The following is a 23838-nucleotide window of genomic DNA, read 5'->3' on the forward strand; positions in this document are numbered from 1 at the left end:
AGGTTAAACACTCGTCCCCAAACCCCAATCCATCGTTAAAAGCCGCTTAAGCTGATCCGCTTGCTCTTCTCCGATCGAGGCGATGATTTTGGCCTCAAGCTTTGCCTTGATCGCTTCGTTGTGCTCAAAGCACTCCTCGCCGAACTGCGTGAGACGGATGCACTTGTCTTTATTGTTATGCTGCGCTCTGCTGACCTCGACCAGTCCTTTGGCTTCCAGATTTTTAATGAATTTATGGGTAGCCTGACGGGAGATATCCACTTGTTTGGCGACATGGGATATCGTCGTTTGTTTCTTATAGATTCTCGCCATAATAAACCATTCGGAGTTCGATATATGAAGGTCATGGCTTTTATGCCACAAGCGGTCGTTTAAGGTGCGGAGAAGGACATGACGTTCGCTTATCAGGTCGATCAGATCCACGGTCTTCACTTCTACATGCATTGGTCATCATTCCTTTCAGCAATTCCTCCACCAATATACAAAAGTTCACGATTCTTCGTCAACTAAGTTGACGATAGTGTATAATAGAGGTACATAGTCAACCAAGTTGACAACGTGAGGAGGACAACAGCATGTTTGAAACGGGTCATTTGGTTATCTATTCAGTTCATGGCATATGCCAAATTGATGGGATCAGCGAGAAAGAAGTCTTGGGCACAACCAGACGCTATTATGAGCTGCATCCGGTAAGCAACGTGAAATTAAAGATTAGCACGCCAGTAGACAACGACAGTCTGCTCATGGTCGAACTGATCGATCGGGAGGAAGCCGAGAAGGTCATGCAATCCTTTAAATCGCCGGGCACGGGATGGATTGAAAAAAATACGGAGCGTTTCCAGACCTACTCCAAATTAATTAGATCAGGCGACCGGGAGGAGATCGCTAACATTATCAACACCTTAATGCGTCACAAGCAGAAGGCCGAAAGCAACAACAAAAAGCTGAACCAACAAGATCAAGTGATGTTAGCTTCGGCTCAAAATATTTTGTTTCAGGAAATGGCAATTGCTTTGGATACATCCTATGAATCGGTATTGGGCAAGGTAAACGGCATGCTGGCGTAAGCGCTGGCTGACCGAAATTCAGCAAGGCGAGGGCAGAGAGACTGTATGTATGCGATCCAGACTTCATTATTACAATAAAAATCACCAATCCGTTATCGGTTGGTGATTTTTTTGTTTCGGACGTTCATTCTCTATTCTATTCGGATAATTATTCACAGAATGTTCACTTATGAAGAGCCTCCCTAAATCGCTAAAATAACACGGTGACACATTAGATGAAGGGTTGATGATAGGAGATGGCAAACCAGAAGGACGTGGAGACAAGACTGCCTAGGAACGGCAAAGAGGGGATATTATTTTTATTGATCGTATCGATTATTTCGGTCAACACGATCGCGCCGATCATTATTGGATTGGAGCGCGGGTTCAGCAAAGAGGTTTATCTGGATAGTCTAAAAGTGATTCCTATCATGTGGGTCATCGTCGTGTTATGCGTGAAGCTGATCGCTGGCCCGATTGTTGGCAAGATGATGCCTAAATTCTTGGGGCAGACTGATGGGGTCAATGCAAGAGTATTATTAAATATTGTGCTCAACGTAACGGTATTATCACTTCTTCTCTCCATTATTGGCCCCATGGTAGGTACCAAACACATCAGTTTGGATCCGTTTAAAAACTTCCTCCATACCTGGCCACGAAACTTCGGCATTGCGTTCTGGATTGAAGTGTTGATCGCACAGCCTATCGCAAGATACGCGATGAAGGTTCTGCACTCAAGACAGGCAAGCAAAGCATCGAGCATACAAGCGTAAGATCGTGAGGCCGTCGATTCGTCGATGGCCTTCTGTTGTCCGTAAGGGATCAACCAAACGGAATCAGGCCGCGCTCACATCTAATTAGTCTGGAATTGACACCTCCCTGTTCCCCTACTAAGATAGAAAAAATATATATATCGCAGATGGAAATGAACGAGAGGATCCTGCTTATTCCGAAATGGACATTCAAGGAGCACAGGAGCTTGCCATCTCGATAATGAATGAAGACCAAAATCCGAATATAAATGTATTAATGTGGGATGCAACCCTTACAGAAATAAAGAAATAATTGGCCGGGAAGCCATTATTGCAGGAGGAAGAGCCTGATGCTTAAAGATTTGCAAGGCGAGGCAAATATGTCCCCGATCGTTGGGATGTTATATTCCGCGGTGAAAGAAAACAGCCAGCGACTTCAGTTGATTACGAAGGGCATGTCGCAGGAAGAAGTCGATTACAAGGGACCCGATGGCAGCTTTAACAGCACTGCTCAATTAATGAGACATATCCTGTATGTTGATTTGAATTGGGTGTACCGGATGAAAGGGGAGCCGCTCCCTCATTCGTTACAAAAACAATACGGTCCCATGATCGATGTGAACAACCGGCTGCCGATGATCCAAGGCAAGTCGCTCAACATGCTGATATCGGAGTATGAAGAGGTGTTAAGCATGCTGAAAGACATCTGTACCCAATTGCAGGATGCTGATTTAGATCGGGTGGTCACCTTTGGTCATGAGAATGAAAAGCAAGCAACGATTCGCTGGGGATTATGGCATATGGCTGACCATAACCGCTATCATCAGGCGCATATTAATCTGCTAAGAAAATGGTATGCAGAGCATTCGCCTTCAAAATAAAGGGACATCAAGTTTAAAAAATTGGGCATCTGCAGATGTAACCTTTTATGCGAAGCGGAAAGGGGGGCCAGGATGCGGTACGTCTGGCCGATCTTTCATCGATATGTGGGAGAATAGGCTGGAATTGCGTACATCCTCAAAGTAACCTATTATGGCTGGAAGTTAAGCAATGACGCGTGCCGAGGCAACCGCACTGTTGGTAAGAATGCTGAAAGTGAATGACCTGATTGATAAATAATGAAGCAACGCAAACAACCATTGATGACATGAACGTCTTCGATGGTTGTTTTCTTTTGTTCACGTGCACCGATATATCAATTCTCATAGATAAATTCTTTAAGGCTGTTCAGATTTTATTCAGACTGCCTCTATATAATGTAGTGGCGTGTATTCCTATAATTCGACAGTGACTTTGAATAAGATCCTCGGTCCAACAAATTTCGTATTTAGGAATCTAACAGAGTATGTAGCCTAGATTTAAAAGGATAGAGATTATGTGAGGGGTATTTTAACTATTCTGCATAATTACTTAAGCGAAGCGGCTGTTGGAAAGGGAAGACACGAGGCTTACAAATATGATGAAAAAGATAGGAGGAAAGAAAAACGTGTTTAAATCTAGCAACAAGCCTCGTAAGAAAAAGCATGCAGCATTGTTCCTGGCTTGCGTTCTTACTATTGGTGGTTTTCCGGTAGGAGCTGCTAAAGCTTCAGTCTACGCGGCTGATACAGAACAAGCCTTAATTACCACATCCGGGGGTACGACCAGCTATGATGTTGTTGACGGGGGAACTCCGACCGGGGTAGTTATTGATCCGGAGGTTCTGATTCTTAACTCTCCCGATACGGCTAACTTGGATGCTGCAACGGTAATGATTGAAAATTTCCAGACCGGAGATACATTATCATATACCTTGGCTGCGGGAATTACAGCAAAAAGAAATACCCCCGATAACGGCGTTCTAATGTTTACGGGAAAGGCTTCAGCAGAAGCTTATACGCAAACATTATCCAGTGTTAAGTTCTCGACGACGTCCAGCGATAAATCAGTGAGAACTATTAAATTTACCTTAGGCGATGCCCTTCCTTATGAAGGTAACGGTCACTTTTACAAATATGTAAATAAGGGCAGCTCAATTACTTGGGATAAAGCGAAGCAAGAAGCTGAGGGTATGACTTATTTTGGACGGCAAGGGTACCTGGTCACGATTACAGACGCCAAGGAGAATGAGTTCGTAAAAGAAAAGACTCTAGGCTTGGGCTGGATTGGCGCACAGGATATCGAACGTAAAGATGGTGGACCTAGGAAAACTGGTGACTGGCGTTGGGTAACCGGCCCAGAAGGTGAAAAGGATAGCGGTAATGGCTTGAAATTCTATGAAGGCTATTATCAAACCTCTGGGAAGCCAGTAGACGGAGCGTATACCAACTGGGACGCTCAGGAGCCTAATGATTACAGCAATAAGGAATATGTAGCTCATATTTTTTCATCTGGTCAACAAGCAGGGAAGTGGAATGATTATCCGAATGATAACAACGTTACAGGATACGTCATTGAATTCGGTGGTATGTCAACTGACACCAATTACGAGGTTATCGCCGAGAAATCCGTAGCTTTTGTTAACATTACCGAACTGAAGAAGGCGGTTGAGCAACTCAGCCAATTGAAAGAAGAAGACTACATGGAAGACGAGTGGCCAGCGTATCAGCAGGCACTGGAACAAGCCAAAGCAGTGCTTGAAAACAGAAACAAAACGCAAGAGCAAGTAAATAAAGCGCTTGAGGCCCTAAAGGCAGCGGAAGATCAACTGAAGACCCGGATTAAAATCACGCAGCCGGCTGGCAGCCACGCATACGTAGCCAAGCCTGAGTTTAAAGGTGAGTCTGCTCCTGGTGCGGATGTCACGGCCGTGATTAAAGATAAAGACGGGAAAGTGATTGGCACTCCAAAAGTCAATGTGAATGCTGACGGGACTTGGAGCTTTGAGCCTGACCAAGATCTGCCGGATGGGGACTACGTGGTTGAAGTGACAGCCACGAAGAACGGCGAGTCCAATACCGCTGTCAAAAATGTGACGGTGGACACGACCAAGCCACAGCTTGCGATCACTGAACCAACCGGTGAGCTGGTATCCGTGGCTAAGCCGGAAGTCAAGGGCAGCGCAGACCCGGATGCCAAAGTAACCGTAGATCTGAAGGATGAGAACGGAAATGTCATTGAGACTCGAGAAGTCGAAGTGGACAGTAGTGGCAACTGGAGTTTCATCCCATCAGCTGACCTGGCGGATGGTAAATATACGGTCGATGTAACGGCAATAAAAGACGGCAAAGTGTCCAACGAATCCAAGACGATCGTGGTGGATGTATCCGGAAATTCCCATCTCATTGGTTTGGAATTGAACAATAGCAATGATGGTACACCGATTGGTCTGTCACCTGAGTTTGCTGAAAATACTCGTGAATACACCGCATCCGTTTTCGCTGCAACGTACAGCGTCTATCTAACACCAACGCTGGACGAGCTGGCTGGCCTGGATCCGAATGCCAAGATTGAGATTTCACTCAATGGCGGTACCTGGATGGATGCAGCTGACGGTAAGGCAAGCGATCATTTGCTTTTAAAAGAAGGCAGCAACACCATTGAAGTCAAGGTAACCGTAAACGGTAGAGAGACGATTTATAAACTAACCGTATATCGAGCGTTCAGTGGCGGAGGAGATAACAACAATGGAGGCGGAAACGGAGGAGGCGGAAGCACGCCGGGAACAACTCCAACACCTCAGCCGGAAACTCCAAAGAGCAATCTGGATGTCCGAGTGGACGGCAATGACAATCCATTTGCCACCGGTACCACGACAGTTACGGATGGCCGTACCGTAACCTCAGTGAAGGTAGATCAGGGCAAGCTGGTTGATGCAATATCCAAGAGCACAGATCCGAAGCTGGCTATTCACTCGCCGAATGAAGGTGACCTGACAGTTGGCGGCTTGACTGCGGATAATCTGAAGCGGCTCGGCGATAAGGGCGCAAGCTTGGAAATCAGCAACCCGCTCGCCATCTATCCGGTTCCAGCCGGTAAAATGAATCTGTCTTCCGTAGCTGGGCAGCTTGGAAATGCCGCGCTTGGTGATATTGCAGTCCGTATCGACATTAAGCGTGCTTCGGAAGCCGTGACCGCATCTGCCAAGAGCAAGGCGACATCGGCAGGCTATGAGCTGCTGGTCGATCCAATCGATCTCGACCTGATGTTTGCTCACGAAGGAAAGAACGTGAGATCCGGTCAGCTGAGCGGATATGCGGCGAAATATATCGCTCTTCCGGAGGGCATCGACCCTAACCGGATCACAACAGGGGTTGTAGTCAACCCTGACGGCAGTGTGTACCATCTGCCAACTGTCGTAACGAAGATCAATAACCGTTATTTTGCTCAGATTAACGATCTCCGCAGCAGCGGAACCTATTCGGTCATCTGGAATCCGCAGGATTTCGATGATGTGAGAACACACTGGGGCAAAGCGGATGTGAACAATATCGCGGCAAGACTGGATTTGAAGGGCAACGGGAATAACACATTCTCGCCGGACCGCAGCGTTACGCGCTCCGAGTTTGCAGAGATGGTGGTTCTCGGTTTAGGCTTGATGCGTCCTGAGGCTCCACAGATGAGCTTCCCGGATGTTCCGGCAACAATCTGGTATCGTAATGCGATTGCGATCGCCGATGAATTCGATATTGTCCGCGGTTATGACGATGGCAACTTCGTCGGCGGCCGGCAAATTACGAGAGAGGAAGGGTTCGCCATGGTAGCCCGGGCTCATCGCCTGATTCTCTCTCAGAATGCAGTAGAACAGGATACTTCTGTTCTGGCTCAATATAAAGATGGAGATAACGTAGCGAAATGGGCTAAAGCCGATGTAGCACAATTGATCTCCGCAGGCATCATTCGCGGGAACGGTTCGGAACTTCTTAGTCCGAAAGCGCAAATGACGCGCGCCGAAGTCACCGCACTGATTGCAAGAATGCTGAAAGTGACGAACCTGATCGATAAGTAGAAGCGACCCAAACAACCATTGATGACATGAACGTCGTCAATGGTTGTTTTTCATTAATATACAAATATGAATCGGTATAGCGGGCTGAAAAATAACATGAGAAATCCCCTATGAAACGACATGTATTGTCATACGTGTATTACAGGGGGTTAGGGGCTGTTGGAATGCGAAAAGAAACCTTCGCTTAAGTACACAAGATAAATAGATTAGAGGGTTGGATCACTCAAAGGAAATTTATTACTTTTGGCTTATTAAGAGAAGAAGTGCGGTCAATCGGCTGGATTTTAAGTAGGAGAAGAAGTAAGATATGGTTGTAAAAATATAGATATTCAATTGGAAAAACATTAGATTCCATTGTTGCTCCGGCAGTCACCGACTGATGAATTTGAACAGAATGAAAGGGGAAGCCATGCGAAGAATCGTAGGTGCGTTGTTGATGCTTGCAGGCGTCGGGTTTGTAACATTCGCTGCAATACAATATTTCGAACATCAAGCAAGCCTGAAGGAAGCCATGGCGGAAGCGAATACGCTGATTTCTCAGCCGCAAACCATAGATCATTTGGATGATAAGGGTGTTGATCCAGCCTCGCAGCGTGATCCTATGGCCGAGAGATCCCAGTTTGATCCAAGTCCGAACGATGTGATCGGGATGCTGGAAGTTCCAAAGCTGGAAGCCGAGCTTCCGATTATCGAGGGCACGGATGAGGAGATGCTTGAAAGAGGAGTCGGGCATTATAGCTCTACCGCATTTCCACTAGACGATGAACAGATTCTGCTGTCAGGCCATCGGGACACGGTGTTCCGGAACTTCGACAAGCTGGCGGTTGGGGATCGATTCATCGTAAAGCTGCCGTATGGGACATTTGAATACGAGATCCGAAGCACGGATATTGTAGACAAGGACGATACATCGGTTATTCGATCGATGGGATCCGAGGTGCTGGTCGTTTCCACCTGTTATCCGTTCCGCTATTTAGGCAATGCGCCGGATCGTTTTATCTTCTATGCATATCCGGTTGGAGATGAGCAGACCACCTAGTTTTTCATGTTAACCAAAAAATTAATGCAAATGGCGAAGATGTCTCACAATCCAATCAAGGATTGTGAGATTTTTATGTTATCCCGCTTTTTTGCAGTCGGCGCTTTTTCAAGTGATCAACATAGATGGTAATGAAATAGGGGAAGGGCCGTACTAATCCAGCGAGATGGTTTGCAATTCGGATAGAAGATAATCTCTCTCCTTGGGATCGCCAATATGAATGGCTGCTTCCTTGGCGAGTTGGAGGTATTCCATCATGGAATTTATATTCTGATCAATCATGTAAGCCCTCGCAATGGCTTCATAAGCAAACGCCAAATCGAAATCACCGATATGATTCTCTAAGCACAGTTTAAGCGAGTTTTTCCCGTGGAATAAAGCGCTCTCGAACATGTCGAGCACGGCATATACCCGCGAGATTTGCCATTCGCCTCTTGAGAATTGAAGGGGGGTGCCGATCTCGCCCCAGTGATAGCGGGAAGCATGGGCCATGTGGATCATCTGAAGATCGTCTTCCCAGGACCTGTCCGCTTTTTCAATCAAATCCCATGCGGCATTAAAATTCGTTACCGCTTGTTGCTTGTGCCATTCAAGCACGGTCAGCTTCTCGCTCATGTCTGCTCCTCCTGCAATTCAACATATCAAGTCGACTTAATCTCATCAAGAATAATGCAAAATTGCAGGACGGCACAAGGAAATTCATCGGAATGGCCCGATTTCCGCACGTTTCCATAAGTCGTAATACTTCCGCCCTGTTCGCAGGAAGCGACGTGTGTGATGATAGGTGCATCCAAGGTTCACGGCCACATGGCCTGGAACCGAACACACCTTCAGGCTATTGCGATCCTTCCTTCTATTTCAAATTGAGCGAATTAGGGTCGCAGCTTCCCTGAGGGATGTTGATTAAGAGAGGAGGCATCCAGGCTATCTTGTACCTTCCTTCTAAACTACCTTTCACGTATTTAGGGCAAGGCTTTCCTGGAATCCTGATGATAAATAATACCATCTATTTACGAAGAGCGAATAAACTTATGGTGGAGCGAGGGCAAGGGGAGGGCTGGCTTTCGGAAGCGGTTCTGGCCACTGCCCTGAAAAATATCGAGTTTCTTGGATTTACGTTCTCCCACCCATTGATGCACGTCATTCGTACATTATCCATGGAGCAGTTTTCCGAATTCTATGCCCAGCTAGTCGCTGACCTTAGCGTTATGGTCGGTGCACATGTGGAGTATCAGCCGATGTATCCCGGATTCCCGCAGCAAGTGATGGAGGAAGACGATGCAGCGCTGTATCTGAATGCGGTCTACCATTATCTTACGCTGGAGGCTCCCGATCATCCTGGTGTGGTAAGACCTACTTTGCTGGATAAAACCCAGCTGACCGTCATCGAGCTTGGAAGCCAAGCCGAGTTCCATATGATGATCCAGCAACTAATTCAAGCCAAGACGTCCATTTCGGACACGGACCGGCAGGACATCGATACCGCGATCGCGAATGCCGAGCCGGAGGAGCTGGAAGAGCTGCTTCCTTCCGAAATTCCGTTCAAGGAAAACGCCGCCTTCGTCGCAAGCTCCTTGCTGAAGCATGACAAGGCAAACATCAACCTGATCGAGCGCTACTTCAAGACGGCGACGGATGTCTTGCGTCTGGCAGCGGCTTGGTCGGGGGGCGATGTCAGCCTTGCCGCGCCTGTGCGCTTCCGTAAATTCAAGCGCCCGGAAAGACGGCTGCTGCTCGGATTGCTGGAGCGATGCCACCCGATAACGGAGGATATGCTGAGATTTAAAGACCGCTGGATTCGCCTTGGCGAGATTCTACACCCTTCCGAATACAAGTCGCGTTTTCCGCGTGCGGAAGAAGCCTTCGATATCTTGCGCAATAACAAGCCCTTTACGACCTTCAACGGCAGCGTAGAGCTCGCCTTCCGTTATGATCAAGTCTGGTCCCTCATCGATCTCTTGATGAAGCGTCCCGGCGAATTCGCGAGACGGCTGGATCAGCTGCTGCGCTCGACCGAGCATACAGAGTATGTCGTGCTTGCATTCGGAGAAGTCGCGGATCAAGTGTCGACGCCGGTGTTATTGCAGGTGAAGTCTCATTTTGCCCGCCGCCATGAGCCGAGCGACCTTCGCATCTTCTTCCCGAAAGGCAATGTGGCTAAGGCGTTTGCGGTTCCGAATAATCTTCCGAAGGTGGATTCTGGGGCTTGCGAGGACATCGTGAACCTATGTGACCAGGTATTAATCCAGCGGTTCTCCGAGCTGCCGCCGCTTGGGAAGACCTATATCGACCAACGCTTGCAGCACTACCACGTCCCGTTCTCACAGCGATCGGCCAGTAAAGCTTTGCGTACGCTCGTACGCGGAAGCCGCATCCCGATGGGGGATGGGGATACCATACGGTTCTTCAGCTGGTGGAAAGAGGGAATGGTCGACGGCCAACCGACCGGCCGCGTGGATATCGACCTGTCCGCAGTGATGTATGACGGGAACTGGCAGTATGTGGAGCATATTTCGTATACGAATCTGCGGTCGTCCAAGTACCGTGCCGTGCACAGCGGAGACATCGTATCCGCCCCGCAGGGCGCATGCGAATTCATTGATCTCCATATCCCTTCCATCGTCCAGTACGGCGGGCGCTACATCGTGGCAACCCTTCATTCTTATACGAGTCAGCCGTATTGCGAGCTGCCGGAGTGCTTCACGGGCTGGATGATGCGTAAAAAACCCGGCTCCGGGGAAATCTTCGAGCCTGCCACGGTGGTCAACAAAATCGATGTCACCGCCGACACGCAGATTGCGATTCCCGTTATCCTTGATCTGATGGAGCGCACGGTCATTTGGACCGATCTGTCCCTGACGCGGCATCCGCATTACTATAACAATGTCGAAGGGAACCAGAAGGGAATGGTTCTGATGGGGAAAGCCATGACGGCGCTTCGGAAACCGGACCTGTACGATCTGTTTATGCTCCATGCGAAGGCACGGGGCGAGTGCGTCGAACAGAAAGATCAGGCCGAAACGGTATTTTCGGTGGATCATGGAACCACGCCGTTTGATATCGAGCAGATTATGGCGGAATACCTGGTTTAATCGCATATGCTTGATGAGGGCACCTATTGACGGTGCTCTTTTTTCTTCACGAACACATATTGAAATCAGGATGAATTAGGATCATCGCTAAATTCGCCACATAATAATGACAAACCTTGTCACTATTAACGGTTAGGATAAAGATAAGGCAGCCGGTCCAATAACCATGTAAATGAGAACCGGAACTTCAGCTAGGGGAGGACCCTGGAACAGAGCGGATGGGCGAGCCAAATAACATATGATTGTTAAAAAATAAGGAGGACTGCGCTTATGTATGTAACAATTTCGGATTTTGTTGCGGAGTGGAAGAGGGAGGCTGCATTAACTCAGCAGGTATTGAACGGTTTGACGGATGCCTCGCTGCAGCAGAAGGTGTACGGGGAAGGACGAACGTTGGGGAGAATCGCCTGGCACTTCACCACGAATATCCCGGAATATTTGTCAGAGTTCGGAATTACCATCGAACAGATCCCGAATGCGGAGGAAGTCCCTGCTTCCGCGAAGGAAATTGCCGATACCTTTGCGGAGATCAGCGACCGGGCGGCTCGCGCCATTGAGGAGCAGTGGACGGATGCCTCGCTGCAAGCGGTGCAGAATGCCTTCGGAAGAGATGAATCGAATGCGTCCATCTTAATGGGACTCATCAAACACATTGTCCACCACCGGGGACAGGTTACGATTCTAATGCGTCAAGCGGGATTAAAGCCTTTTGGCGTATACGGGCCTCCTAAAGAAGACTGGATCCATTTCGGGGTGGAACAGCCGCCGCAGTAAAAAAATCATGACATGACCGAAAGCTCAGGCGCTAAATTTAAAACGAATCACACGTCAAGCTTATCAGCATGGATGATTGGTTTGTCCGATGTTCACCGTTTTCTGGCCGCGAATCCTCACAGGGATTGCGGCCTTTTGCGGTATTGGCGCCTAACCCGCAGTTATTGACCCACCCCACCCTGCGCACCACTCCAACGGGAAGCATTCGTACAGCACCTTTGCAGGTCCAGCCTTACTAACGATAACGATACATGATGTGGAGCCTGCCGTGCCGGAAATGGTATAATTCTACTAAAGTATGAGAGGGGGCAAGGCCAATGAGGGAAGAACTCTTGGAACAGCTCGAGGAATGGCATGAAGAGGATGAATTCGAAGCGATCGTAGATGCGATCACGGAAATTCCGGAAGAAGAACGGGATTACGTCCTGACAAGCCATTTGGGCAGAGCGCTGAATAATCTGGAGCGCTACGAGGAGGCGGTTGAGCAGTTCTTATCGGTTGCGGAAGAAGGGCAAGAGGACCCGCTCTGGCATTACCGCATCGGACTGGCCTATTATTACCTGGAGCAATATGACAATGCGCGCGAGGCTTTCGAAGCCGCAGACGGGCTGGAGCCGGGGGATGAGGATACGCTGGAGTTCCTAGAGTGGATCCGGAGTAAAACGGAGGAGCAGGAGCATAATGCCGCTAATGCCGCTGTGTCAGCAGTTGAAGCTCCAACAGAGCAGGCGTTTATCTCTGCCGACATGGATGTTACGGATTTTTGGGATGATGGCGCGGAAGCTGCCGATTCGTATACCATGGCGCCGCCGACGGACGATTTGGTTGAATCCATCCAGGAAGAGCTGGTTTTTAAACTGCCGACAGCCTATATTCAGATGATGAAAGTACATAATGGCGGGATTCCCCGCAGAAGGTTTTTCCCTATACAATCGGGGGAGGCAGCCGATGGCCGCATCGAGATTACGGGCATGCTGGGCATCGGCCGAGAGAAGAAGCACTCGCTCTGCGGAGAAGCCGGCAGCCGGTATATGATCGAGAATCGAGGCTACCCGGAGATCGGTGTCGTTCTATGCTTGTGTCCTTCCGAATCGGAAGCGGTCATGCTGGACTACCGGGCAGCCGGCAATGACGGAGAGCCCGAGGTCGTTCATGTTGACCAGAGACATCCAGACAAGATTACCCGGCTTGCGCCGAACTTCCAAGCTTTTGTTCAGGGATTGGTGCAAGCGTAAACGCCTTTTTTGAACATCCACCGTTGATAAAGAAGCTTCGCCCGAAACCAAGCCAGTAGAAGAGCCATGCTGCTGGAATTCAGTTGCGGCACACCGGTTACAGGAAAAGAAAACAACCATACGATAAAAAGCTGTTCAGAGAGGAGCGTGAGCTCTTACTCCTGAGCAGCTTTTTTACAATGCTCCATTAGTCGGCATTACACCGGGAGCCTCACCACAAATAATTCCAACTGCGACAAGTAAAAATTGTAATCGAATATCAAAAGTAACATTCTATTGTGATAAGATGAGTATAAAGACTTAGAATAAGCATTCAGAAAATATTCAACGCAACATGCCAATATATAGAAGAAATGGTGTTGGACGATTGGGGGAGCTGTTCGCTGGTTTTGCGTGAGATGGACCACGAGAAGTCATTCATGACTGCAAAAAACCAGGAACATCACTTCATCTATAAGGAACCCGGTTCAAGGGGGATGGCGAGCCTGCAGAAGGGGGAGAAGAGGACCTTGAAGGTCATGTTCGTCGATGATGAAATACTGGCTACACAGTATTTAAAGAGACTGCTGTTACAAGAAGAAGCTGCCGCCGATTTCCAGTGGGTTGGCGAATATCAAAATCCATACGAAGCATTAGATGCAGCCCAATCAGAGGAGCCTGATGTCGTATTTCTGGATATCGAGATGCCGGAGATGACCGGCTTTGAATTGGCGGAGCGTTTATGGGAGGTTCGGCCTCAGCTTCAGATCGTGTTTGTGACCGCCTATGATGATTATGCGATCAAGGCATTTGAGGTTAACGCGCTGGATTATCTGCTGAAGCCGGTGCTTCCTTCAAGGCTTTCCGTTACGATCGACCGAATCGTGAAAGGTTCGCTAACAAAGCCGGCAGCAGTTGTCAGCCGTACCGAAGATGAACAAGAGCCAATAACCCTCTGCTGCTTGCAATCCCTGCACTATAGGGAGAACGGGGAGCCTAAGCATTTTCCATGGAAAACGTTAAAGGCCCCGGAGCTGTTCGCCTACCTTATTTACTACCGGGGGAAGACGGTGAGCAAGCAGACGCTCATGGATCTGCTGTGGCCTGTCCACGACCCGCACAAAGCCGTGACGCAGCTCCATACGGCCATTTATCAGATTCGGAAAATGATCAGAATGTGCGGGCTGGATGCCCGAATTCATTATCATGACGAGAGCTATCGGCTGGAGCTTGCGGGTAAGCTGGACGTGGAGAAATGGGAAGACAGGTTGAGTAAAGCGCCGGAGGTAATGCCGGACACGCTTTCCACCCACCAGTCGATCATGGATGTGTACGAAGGGGATTTCCTGGCGGACCACCGGTATGTGTGGGCGGAGCCGGAGCAGGAACGGCTTCGGCTGCTATGGCTCGAGCATGTCCAATCCGTCGCAGCATGCCATGTCGAGATCGGCCAGTATGCGGAAGCCGTAAGAATCCACCAGCAGGTGATCGAGCGGCTGCCGTATTTGGAGGACGGCTATGTCGGATTGATGTATATCTATGCTTCGCTGCATCATCACTCTGAAGTCAAAAAGATGTTTCAGCGAATGAAGGAAGTGCTGCTCGGGGAATATGAGGTTCCCCTTTCGGACAACATCGTTCAATGGTACAAAGAGTGGGAGCAGACCATTGAGGTCGCTGATGAGCAAGGGGCGTGAGTGAGACCATGATCAAACGGGCATTGCCTGTTCTATTCATCATTGCAGGAATAATCCTAATATTCTATCCGAAGCTGACGGAAAGGGTTCAGCAGGCGGAACAGGAGCAGCTGGCCCGCGAATGGCAGGATAGTCTTCAACAGATCAGCGTTGTGGATGATCGTCAGGCGTCAGGGAACCAGGAATCCAATGAAGCAGCCGGTGGAGCGGGTACATCCGATCATGCCTCCATCAAATCTGAAGGGGAGCTCGAAGTGATGCTTGCCATCCCCAAGATCGATCTCAAGCTGCCTGTATTGCATGGGGCGACGAAGGAGAATCTGAGGACGACATTGGCCAGCATCGAGCATACGGGAAGACCCGGGGAGATCGGTAATTTTGCCGTTGCCGGCCATCGCAACCGAACCTATGGAAGGAACTTTAACCGATTGGATGAGCTGGCCGTGGGCGATGCCATCGAAGTGGATACGGGTACCCGAGTATTTAAATATGAGGTAACCGAAAAGCTGATCGTTAAGCCGGAGGAAGTCTGGGTGCTGGAAAGCGACGGGAAGAATAAGGAGGTTACGCTCGTGACCTGCCACCCGATGGTCAATCCGACGCATCGGCTCATTATTAAGGGGAAGATCATCTCATAAGATTTCCCGCGGTAATATGGATCTCATTGATTTATGATAGGTCAGATTCTTATAACGATTTGATGGAACAGCCTGCCGGCAAGCGGCAGGCTGTTTTTTTCGTGTCTACATGAGATATATATCGGAGAAACTAAATACTTCAGGCCACAATACTGCTAAAGTCACCATATCACGCTTTTACGGCTTAACGCCTACAGCCAGCCCTTATCCTCCGCGATCGCGACCGCCTGCTGCCGGGACTCGGCGTCCAGCTTCTGAATGGCCGAAGAGAGGTAATTGCGAACCGTTCCTCGCGTCAGGAACAGAGCCTTGCTGATGTCCTCGGTCGTCATCCCTTCCTTGGTCAGGCGAAGCATTTCGATCTCCCGTTCACTGAGCGGGTTCTCCTCCTTCATGAAGAGCGCTGCCGCCAGGTCGGTGCTGACGACCCGCTCGCCCTTCATGACCCGGCGGATGGCCTCGATCAAGTAATCGATCGGCTCGTCTTTTAGCAAATATCCCTCCACCTGCGCATCCATCGCTCTTTGCAAATAACCGGGGCGCGCGAAGGTTGTAACGATCATGATTTTGCAAGGCAGGCCGGCATGGCGAATCCTCTCGGCTATTTCGAGTCCGCTAAGATGAGGCATCTCGATGTCGAGCACGCAAACATCCGGCTGATGCAGCGAGATGGCTTCCCATGCCTGTTCTCCGTCCGGCACCTCCGCCACCACCTCGATGTCGTCCTCGAACTGGAGCAATGAGGCGAATGCGCCGCGAAGCATTTTCTGATCTTCTGCAATCACGATTCGGATCATGAGGGGTCCTCCTTTTTATGCTGGCGTAACGGGAGTATTAAAGACAAGGCGGTTCCCCCGGTTGGGGAAGCGGCAATGCTAAATGAGCCTCCCAGCATCTTCATCCGCTCCTTCATCGAAGGGATGCCGTTTCCGCCGTCCGGCTCCTTGATCCCGGTGCCGTCATCCGCAATGTGGATCTCGTAGGCTTCGTCCTTGGCCTCGATCCGGATGGTGCATCGCTTGGCGCGGCTATGCTTGATGATGTTGGTCATAGCTTCACGTACGCAGAGCGCAAGCATCGTTTCCTCCACGCTGGATAACAGCGGGGACTTCTCCGGCTTCTCGATCCTCAGCTCAATCCCTGCCGTACCCAGCAGTTTAACGGAATGCTCTAACTCGCAGGCCAAGGAGATAAATTTCATCTCCGATACCAGCTCTCTCACTTGCTTAAGGGCCGTCCTGGAGCTGTCCAGAATCTCGCCAAGCTCCCGTTTGGCCTGGGCAGGATCCTTATCCACCCATCTCGTCGCCAGCTCGGTCTTCATCTTGATCATCATCAGGGTCTGTCCGAGCGTATCATGAAGATCTCTCGCGATCCGCTGACGCTCCTCCTGCTGGATATACATGGCGATCTGCTGGTTGGCTTCCTCCAGCTCGCCCTGCAGGCTTTTTGCTTTCTCCCGAATATAGATAATGGCCGGGTATAACGTTTGAATGATCATAACCGGCAGGTAAATGGCATTCTCCGTCTTCAGCAGCGGCTCCTGGCGGATGACGAATACGAGCAGATACGAAAGGGCAATAGCAGCACTGCCGATAGCGATCTGCCCTTTGGACCTGGACTTGCCGAGCAAGTCGGCAAAGAGGATGCCGAATAGCAGGATACCCGGCCCAATAAAGATCCCGAGCACGGTAAGCGTACCCTGGCCTGATAACACGGCTGCCAGAAGCCAGCCGCTGCGGCGCCACAATGCAATATAAAACGAAACCAGGAACAGCAGGAGCAGCAGAAGGCTGCCCCACAGTCCCGGTTCCGTATCCGAGCTTAACACCCGGTAGAATAAAAACACCGTCAGTACGAGGTCGATCAGCAGATAATTTTTGATTTGGTCTCTCGGGTACAACTTATGAAACATATCAAGCCCCCAATTCCGGCTATCTCGATTCAAAGAGTCCTATCGCTTGTTTGCGGACGGTTTCCATAGGTCCTAGCTTAAAGCCTCGAAGCCATAGGGATGAAATGCACAGCAGGACGATGCAAATCATCAGCCAGATGGCGATGATGGCTGCAGAATTCAGCTTGCCGGCGAGCCCCAAGCCCCAGCCGTAGAAGAGGAAGGAGGCGATGATGTTTTGGAGCACATAGCAGCTCAGAGACATTTTCCCGGCGTTCTCCAGGAGGCGCCACAGCCATTCCCACTTCGTATATTGTATCATTCTCGCAATGATTGCTATATAGAGGATGGACATCAGCGGAGCAAATAAATAGCGCACCGGCAGATCGAATGCCCCGCCAGGGATGAAAATGAGCAGGTTAAGCGGCAATCCGATAAACAAGCCGAGTTTAAATAGGTTCTTTCGTATCCTTTGGCCCTTCTCATCCGGGGAAAACACCCCTGCACGCATGAAACGAACCCCCAGCAGAAACAGGAATATGTTCGATGGAATCGTTAATATGGCTTCGATCCGAAGCGGAAGGAAGTTATCCAGCCGGTACCGCACCTGCTCCATCCACGTACCTTCTTGATATAGAGCAACGATACTGTCAAAGCTGCCCATCGATACCTGTCCGCTAACCGCCAGCATCAATCCCATTAGGCCGAGCAGTACAACCGCGCAGACACTGCCGATGACCGTCATCGAACGGGCGATGAGCCGGTCGCCGCCTTTTACGATAAACGCCGCGATGATGGCCGTAATCCCATAGCTCATTAAAATGTCATATTCCATAACCAGTATAAAATGCAGCAGCCCCTCCAGGAACAAAAACAGCACAGCCCACAGATAAACGCCCGGCCATGGCTTTCCCTTCCGTTTGGCCTGCCGATACTTCATTTCGAGCCCGACGCCGAACATGATCGTCAATAGTCCGAGCAGCTTCCCGTTCACAAGGAATAACACGATCATGCGAAGAAGATCATCAATTCCCCACCAGCCGGAATATTCAAAGGTTGTCATATAATTGAGGTCTCCCGCATGCGCGAAGAGCCAAATATTCGTCCCGAGTGTTCCGAGGATGGCGAATCCCCGCAAAATATCCAGCAGACGAATGCGTTCCTTTCGTTGTTCCATGGTTCTTTCCCTCTCTCCTTATCGTTCTCTCTTACAGCTTTATTGTAGATTCGGCCGGTCTGCCGCAACATTCACACCTGTAAAGAGATCCTTATGACACCTGTCATAAAGTTAGGGAAGGCTGGGGTCATCCCGAGAGATTGGGGGTATGTATTGTAATAATTGGGGGATTGTATACGGAAAAAGGGTTAACTAAGCGATAAAGGAGACATCATCATGAATTTCAAACACATTACGGTTGCCGGAAGCGGCGTATTGGGAAGTCAGATTGCCTACCAGACCGCATTCAAAGGCTTTCAGGTATCGGTATACGACATTAACGATCAGGCGCTCGAACGTGCGAAGGAGCGGATTGCGGAGCTGAAGCCGCATTACCGGCAGGATTTGGGGGCGACCCAGGAGGAAACCGATCAAGCCTTTGACCGAATCTCCTTTCACAGCGATTTAGCACAGGCCGTGGCCGAGGCGGATCTGGTCATTGAAGCGGTCCCTGAGGTGGTGTCCATCAAAACCGAATTTTACGCCAAGCTGGGACAGGCCGCTCCTGCCAAAACGGTGTTTGCCACAAACTCCTCGACGCTGCTGCCAAGCCAGTTTGCCGATTCGACCGGACGGCCGGAGCGGTTCCTGGCGCTGCATTTTGCCAATGAAATCTGGAAGAACAATACGGCTGAAGTCATGAAGCATTCAAGAACGGACATGCAGGTGTTTCAAGATGTCATTGACTTTGCTAAGGCAATCGGGATGGTGGCGCTGCCGCTCCATAAGGAGCAGCCGGGGTATATTTTGAATTCCCTCTTGGTGCCTCTGCTTGAGGCGGCCCAGCGTCTGTTAGTCCGGGAAGTGGCCGACGTCGAGACGATCGACAAAACCTGGATGGTGGCAACGGGCGCACCGCTTGGTCCGTTCGCGATCTTGGATGTCGTCGGCATCACCACAGCCTACAATATCGGACAAGCGAAGGCGGATGCGACCGGGGATGGAGAGTTCGTTCGGGTGGCGAACCTGCTGAAGACGGAGTATATCGACAAAGGAAAGCTTGGACGGGCGACCGGAGAGGGCTTCTACAAGTATCCGAATCCGAGCTTTGCGGATCCGGATTTCCTAAAGAGCTGATTAAGCGGACGTTCCCTGAAGATGGCCTGCCGAAGGAGCAGTCCTGCACGCGTCTTATGCGCGCGTGCTGCATTCGGGCTGCTCTTTCCGCATTCGGCCGCGAACAAGGCAAGGCCCGCAATTTGGCGCTAACCGATTACCGGGGAGCAGGTATGCCATGTTTGGCGAAGCAGGCGGAATAGCGTAAACTAAAGGGTAATGGCTGGGTTGATCCCTTAAGCCGTCGGCAAGGAATAATACAGGAGAGCCGGTACAATCTATAAAAGGCTGAAGTCGAAATGGATGATACATAGAAGATGTACAGCAATCATGGAACTCATTGTTGCGAGCATAAACGAAGAGCATAATCCGAGAAACGTATAATGAAAATGAAAAAGGAGACTTCCGATGACCAATGAATCAACGCCAGCTGCAGGCTGGAACTTTGACAACAGCTACGCCCGCCTGCCGGAAACGATGTTTACCCGGCTTGACCCAACGCCTGTGCGCGCTCCCGAGATCGTCATCTTCAACGAGCCGCTAGCCGCAGCGCTTGGGCTTGATGCCGAGTCGCTGCAGGCCGAAGGCGCAGCGGACGTATTCGGCGGCAACCGAGTCCCCGAGGGGGCCGAGCCCCTCGCCCAAGCTTATGCGGGGCATCAGTTCGGGCATTTCACGATGCTGGGCGACGGCCGCGCGATTCTGCTGGGCGAGCAAATCACGCCCGAGGGAAAGCGGATGGACATTCAACTTAAGGGTTCAGGCAGAACCCCATACTCTCGCGGCGGCGACGGCCGAGCTGCACTTGGCCCGATGCTGCGCGAATACATCATCAGCGAGGCGATGCACGGGCTCGGCATTCCGACTACCCGCAGTCTGGCGGTAGTGACAACCGGGGAGGAAATTTTCCGCGAAACCGAACTGCCTGGTGCCATTCTTACCCGGGTCGCGGCGAGTCATCTGCGCGTCGGCACCTTCCAGTATGCCGCGAATTGGGGGAGAGCCGGGGAGCTGCAGGCGCTTGCCGATTATACGATTCAAAGGCATTACCCCGAGGCGGAGCAGGAGGAGAACCGCTATCTGGCGCTTCTGAAGGCGGTCATTCGGCGACAGGCTTCCCTGATTGCCAAGTGGCAGCTGGTCGGGTTCATCCACGGCGTGATGAACACCGACAATATGGCGCTTAGCGGGGAGACGATCGACTACGGGCCGTGCGCCTTCATGGACGCGTATCATCTGAATACGGTGTTCAGCTCCATTGATGTGCAGGGTCGGTATGCTTACGGGAATCAGCCGCAGATCGCCGCTTGGAATCTGGCGCGTTTCGCCGAGACGCTGCTGCCGCTTCTGCAGGAGGACGAGAAGCAGGCAATCGCGACAGCCGAGGAAACGCTGGGCGATTTTGCCGAGCTGTACCATCGCCACTGGCTCGAAGGCATGAGGTCGAAGCTCGGGATCGTGAACGAGGAGGAAGAGGATGAAGAGCTCGTGAAGAGCCTTCTCCACCTCATGCAGCGACACGGAGCGGACTACACGAACACCTTCCGTGCTTTGACGCTGGGCCGGCCTGAGGAGACGGGTCTGCACGGCAGCGCCGATTTCGCACAATGGCTGGAGCTGTGGCGCGGCAGATTAGACCGGCAGGAAGCGTCCGAGGAGGAGTCGAAGCAGCGGATGCGCAGCAGCAATCCGGCGATCATCCCGCGCAACCACCGGGTGGAGGAGGCGCTGGAGGCTGCCGTGGAGTCCGGTGACTACAGTGTGCTGAAGCGTCTGGTTGCGGCCTTGGCGAATCCGTACGCTTATGTCCCCGAGCAGGACGAATATTGCACGCTGCCTCCGCAGTCAGGCCGTCCCTACAGGACCTTTTGCGGAACCTGATGCAGCCCCGATAGAGGCATGGGCTTGGTTTGTTCATCGCACACGGTTCTCCTTATGCGCACGAAGCGGGAACAGAAGGGATCAGAGTAATCCGAGCCTATCATACAGCACAGCACAACCCTGCGCCATCTGGTGCAGGGTTTATTGACGTTGGTTCTTTGTTTGGTGACGATCAGGCGCGCCGGAAACCTCCATCGGCTTTCGGGGAGCGGGAAACTGCACCGCTGATCATGAGCCATGCTTATCCTAGTAAAGCTGCCGCGCTCGGTCATCTCAGCGGTCCCGGTGCATCATTCAGGCAGCATTCTCACTTGGTCTCGTATCATGGCACACATCGCATATGCTCAAAATAAAATAAAGGAATGAGTACAAGCGAAGGAGGCGATGAACCAGTGAGAATCAATTGGCATGAGGACTTCATCCTCTTTCTGACAAGCATCGTCCGGCCCAAAGTATACGTGGAGCTGGGGCTGTACCAATGCGCGCTGTTCAACCGGGTCATTCCGTTTGCGGAAACCCTGATCGGCGTTGATCTGAACGGTGAGGCCGGTCAGCATATGCAGATGACCCCCAAGACGCGGTTCTTCCATGGAACGACACAGGCCTTTGCCCAGGAGCTGGCGGCTCGCCCGATGCAGATTGACATGCTGTTCATTGACGCCGATCACTCCAGAGAAGCCGTGCTGCAGGATTTCTATGATTTTTTCCCTTATGTGTCGCCGCACGGCCTGATCCTGCTTCATGATTCGCATCCGGGGAGCGCTGAAATGATGGACCCGACGCTATGCGGGACCGCTTATCAAGCGATCGATGAGTTATCCAAAAAGACCGATGCTTATGAGATGGTGACGATTCCAATTTCGCCGGGGCTGACGATTTGCCGCAAACGACGGCAGCAGCTATCCTGGCAGGAAATATAGCCGCCGGGGCGTACAGGTCGCTTGGCGGCTCTGCGTCTTATTTCCAACGCTTCTTGGCACGGGAAGGAGGCACGTCCCCCTCTTCTAAACGGATTGAAGAGTGACGTTCCGTTAGTAGGACGGATGTTGGGCAGATGAGATGATGGATGATCATTCGATCGATTTCTTTTCTCCGGCGGTTGGCCTTGATGCCTTCCGCCTTTTTGCGTTGACGGCTTATGCGGGCTGCTCATGTAAAAGCGGGTGGCGGCGGGGAGGGATAAGCGGCTGGCTGGCCGGGCGGGCTGAGCCCCCGCTTCGGAATTCTGGCTGGCGTGAGCCGTATTTTTGCAGGAAATCGGGAGGCGGCAGACGAATGTAATCAGAAATATGCCGAGCTATTTTTTTGGAAAGGTGTTTGGTTTTGGCTCCGGAAAGCGTTTCTTATCATGAAAGAGAATAAGAGAATAAACCCAGTGAGAGGAATGAACTGTAAATGTCGAAGGTTCAAGGAAATGCTTTAAAAGCCGTGTGTTCCATCTATGTACCGGTCCGTGACCCGCTAAAGTCGGCGGCATGGTGGCAGAATAACTTTGGGCTTGAGTATGCCGTACCTTATAATCCAGCGGAAGCTCAAGTGATTTTGAAGCTTTCCGACGGGCAATGGCTGCACTTGGTGGAAACCGAAGGCCCGCACAATAATCAGTTTCCAACGAGGGACGGATATGAAATGTTTCGGTTTACCTTTGAAGTCAGGCAGATCGAGGTGCTGTATCATAAATTGAAAGAAAATGGCGTCGTAACGGATCAGCTTCAGGACCGTCACAGCTGCGGAATCAATTTCGTATTTTATGACCCGGATGGGAATAAATTCGATGTGAATGAAGTCGTGGACCAACATCGAACCCCGGAAGAGGCCGAGAAGGTGAGAGCAGCATTATTCCATCCGGTGGGCTAGGGGTCAGTGGAAGACACCTCTGAATGTGTTCTGCATCAAAAAAAACCGCGACGGCCGCAAGATTTCGCTCCAGCAACGGTGCTCGGCGTTACATAACGGCGGTCAACCACATCATGACCATGATTTAACTTTATAGGGGGAAGGCTCTTATGAATTTCGAGTTAAATGAAGCCATTGCGCTATTGGAACGGACGCCGGCAGCGCTTGCGGCGTTGCTGTCCGGCTTGCCGGAGGGCTGGCTGACGAGCAACGAAGGGGAAGGCACCTGGAATGCTACCGAAGTGATCGATCACCTTATTGAAGGGGAGCGAACGAATTGGATGCCGAGGCTGGCGTTTATGCTGGAGGAGGGGGAGGGCAAGCCGTTCCCTCCTTTTGACCGGTTTGCCCATCTGTCCGAAGGGAAGACGGCGTCGACGGATGAACGACTGCAGACCTTTAAGGAGGCTCGGGCGCAAAGTATCGAGAAGCTGAAGACGCTGGTCCAATCGGAGCATCAGCTGGAGCTGACGGGCGTGCATCCGGCCTTCGGCGTTGTGAAGGTACGGGAATTGCTCTCGACTTGGGTGGTGCATGATCTGACGCATCTGGCCCAAATCGCCCGGGTATTAGCGGAGCGGTACCGGATGGATGTCGGCCCTTGGGTGGAATACTTGGGCATCTTGAACCGGACGGGAAAATAACGGATCGGAAAAAGACAATACGGATGCCATTCGAGAGGATGGGCATCCGTTTTTTTCGCTTGCGAAGGGAGG

General features: G+C 51.0%; 20 protein-coding genes. 15 read left to right on the forward strand and 5 right to left on the reverse strand.

The annotated features are described in order from the left end of the window. Positions 1-3 precede the first annotated feature (3 nt). On the reverse strand, positions 4-444 hold the full coding sequence (locus NST44_RS06030; RefSeq protein WP_210094100.1) for a MarR family winged helix-turn-helix transcriptional regulator: 441 nt from the start codon (positions 442-444) through the stop codon (positions 4-6). A gap of 131 nt (positions 445-575) precedes the next feature. Here NST44_RS06030 and NST44_RS06035 point away from each other — a divergent pair, with 131 nt between their 5' ends. From NST44_RS06035 to NST44_RS06055, 5 genes are all read left to right on the forward strand, one after another. Continuing rightward, complete coding sequence (locus tag NST44_RS06035; protein WP_007129072.1) at positions 576-1067, forward strand: CarD family transcriptional regulator; 492 nt, start codon at positions 576-578, stop codon at positions 1065-1067. Between the two features lie 236 nt (positions 1068-1303). After that, on the forward strand, positions 1304-1819 hold the full coding sequence (locus NST44_RS06040) for a hypothetical protein (protein ID WP_210094099.1): 516 nt from the start codon (positions 1304-1306) through the stop codon (positions 1817-1819). 329 nt (positions 1820-2148) lie between these two features. After that, on the forward strand, positions 2149-2679 hold the full coding sequence (locus tag NST44_RS06045) for a DinB family protein (protein ID WP_210094098.1): 531 nt from the start codon (positions 2149-2151) through the stop codon (positions 2677-2679). Between the two features lie 575 nt (positions 2680-3254). Continuing rightward, on the forward strand, positions 3255-6725 hold the full coding sequence (locus tag NST44_RS06050; RefSeq protein WP_210094097.1) for an S-layer homology domain-containing protein: 3471 nt from the start codon (positions 3255-3257) through the stop codon (positions 6723-6725). Positions 6726-7104: 379 nt separating this feature from the next. Next, complete coding sequence (locus NST44_RS06055; RefSeq protein WP_251537965.1) at positions 7105-7764, forward strand: class D sortase; 660 nt, start codon at positions 7105-7107, stop codon at positions 7762-7764. A gap of 153 nt (positions 7765-7917) precedes the next feature. Here the strand turns inward: NST44_RS06055 and NST44_RS06060 are convergent, their stop codons facing one another. Then, a complete protein-coding gene (locus NST44_RS06060; RefSeq protein WP_340898335.1) occupies positions 7918-8379 on the reverse strand; it encodes a hypothetical protein in 462 nt (153 codons plus the stop codon). Between the two features lie 416 nt (positions 8380-8795). On the opposite strand from NST44_RS06060, the gene NST44_RS06065 reads away from it, so the two are divergent. From NST44_RS06065 to NST44_RS06085, 5 genes are all read left to right on the forward strand, one after another. Further along, the gene (locus NST44_RS06065; RefSeq protein ID WP_445670716.1) at positions 8796-10856 is read left to right on the forward strand and encodes a TerD family protein; all 2061 of its coding nucleotides are present in this window, start codon (positions 8796-8798) and stop codon (positions 10854-10856) included. A gap of 270 nt (positions 10857-11126) precedes the next feature. Then, the gene (locus NST44_RS06070) at positions 11127-11630 is read left to right on the forward strand and encodes a DinB family protein (RefSeq protein ID WP_007129065.1); all 504 of its coding nucleotides are present in this window, start codon (positions 11127-11129) and stop codon (positions 11628-11630) included. Positions 11631-11947: 317 nt separating this feature from the next. Next, positions 11948-12865, forward strand: coding sequence for an SMI1/KNR4 family protein (locus NST44_RS06075; RefSeq protein ID WP_213616825.1), 918 nt, complete (start codon positions 11948-11950; stop codon positions 12863-12865). 419 nt (positions 12866-13284) lie between these two features. Then, the gene (locus NST44_RS06080) at positions 13285-14541 is read left to right on the forward strand and encodes a response regulator (RefSeq protein WP_244869284.1); all 1257 of its coding nucleotides are present in this window, start codon (positions 13285-13287) and stop codon (positions 14539-14541) included. Between the two features lie 59 nt (positions 14542-14600). Further along, a complete protein-coding gene (locus tag NST44_RS06085) occupies positions 14601-15179 on the forward strand; it encodes a class D sortase (protein WP_423803594.1) in 579 nt (192 codons plus the stop codon). 191 nt (positions 15180-15370) lie between these two features. Here NST44_RS06085 and NST44_RS06090 read toward each other — a convergent pair whose 3' ends face one another. Genes NST44_RS06090 through NST44_RS06100 form a run of 3 tightly spaced genes read right to left on the reverse strand, consistent with a single transcriptional unit; the run spans position 15371 to position 18250 of the window. Beyond that, entirely contained in the window at positions 15371-15976 is a 606-nt protein-coding gene (locus NST44_RS06090; protein ID WP_007129061.1) for a response regulator transcription factor, read from the reverse strand. Next, on the reverse strand, positions 15973-17094 hold the full coding sequence (locus tag NST44_RS06095) for a sensor histidine kinase (protein WP_213616827.1): 1122 nt from the start codon (positions 17092-17094) through the stop codon (positions 15973-15975). The genes NST44_RS06090 and NST44_RS06095 overlap by 4 nt, the downstream gene beginning before the upstream one ends. A 19-nt stretch (positions 17095-17113) precedes the next feature. After that, positions 17114-18250 (reverse strand): DUF418 domain-containing protein, encoded by a 1137-nt coding sequence (locus NST44_RS06100; protein WP_007129059.1) that lies wholly within the window; start codon positions 18248-18250, stop codon positions 17114-17116. Between the two features lie 216 nt (positions 18251-18466). Here NST44_RS06100 and NST44_RS06105 point away from each other — a divergent pair, with 216 nt between their 5' ends. The 5 genes from NST44_RS06105 to NST44_RS06125 all read left to right on the forward strand — a co-directional run bounded on the left by NST44_RS06105 (position 18467) and on the right by NST44_RS06125 (position 23766). After that, entirely contained in the window at positions 18467-19366 is a 900-nt protein-coding gene (locus NST44_RS06105; protein ID WP_210094089.1) for a 3-hydroxyacyl-CoA dehydrogenase, read from the forward strand. Between the two features lie 387 nt (positions 19367-19753). After that, positions 19754-21226 (forward strand): protein adenylyltransferase SelO, encoded by a 1473-nt coding sequence (locus tag NST44_RS06110; protein WP_210094088.1) that lies wholly within the window; start codon positions 19754-19756, stop codon positions 21224-21226. 392 nt (positions 21227-21618) lie between these two features. Then, positions 21619-22146 (forward strand): class I SAM-dependent methyltransferase, encoded by a 528-nt coding sequence (locus tag NST44_RS06115; RefSeq protein WP_210094087.1) that lies wholly within the window; start codon positions 21619-21621, stop codon positions 22144-22146. A gap of 475 nt (positions 22147-22621) precedes the next feature. Then, complete coding sequence (locus NST44_RS06120) at positions 22622-23083, forward strand: VOC family protein (protein ID WP_210094086.1); 462 nt, start codon at positions 22622-22624, stop codon at positions 23081-23083. A gap of 149 nt (positions 23084-23232) precedes the next feature. Further along, positions 23233-23766 (forward strand): DinB family protein, encoded by a 534-nt coding sequence (locus NST44_RS06125; RefSeq protein WP_210094085.1) that lies wholly within the window; start codon positions 23233-23235, stop codon positions 23764-23766. Positions 23767-23838: the final 72 nt, after the last annotated feature.

It is taken from the genome of Paenibacillus sp. FSL W8-0919, assembly GCF_038003785.1.
GTDB lineage: Bacteria > Bacillota > Bacilli > Paenibacillales > Paenibacillaceae > Paenibacillus_AQ > Paenibacillus_AQ lactis.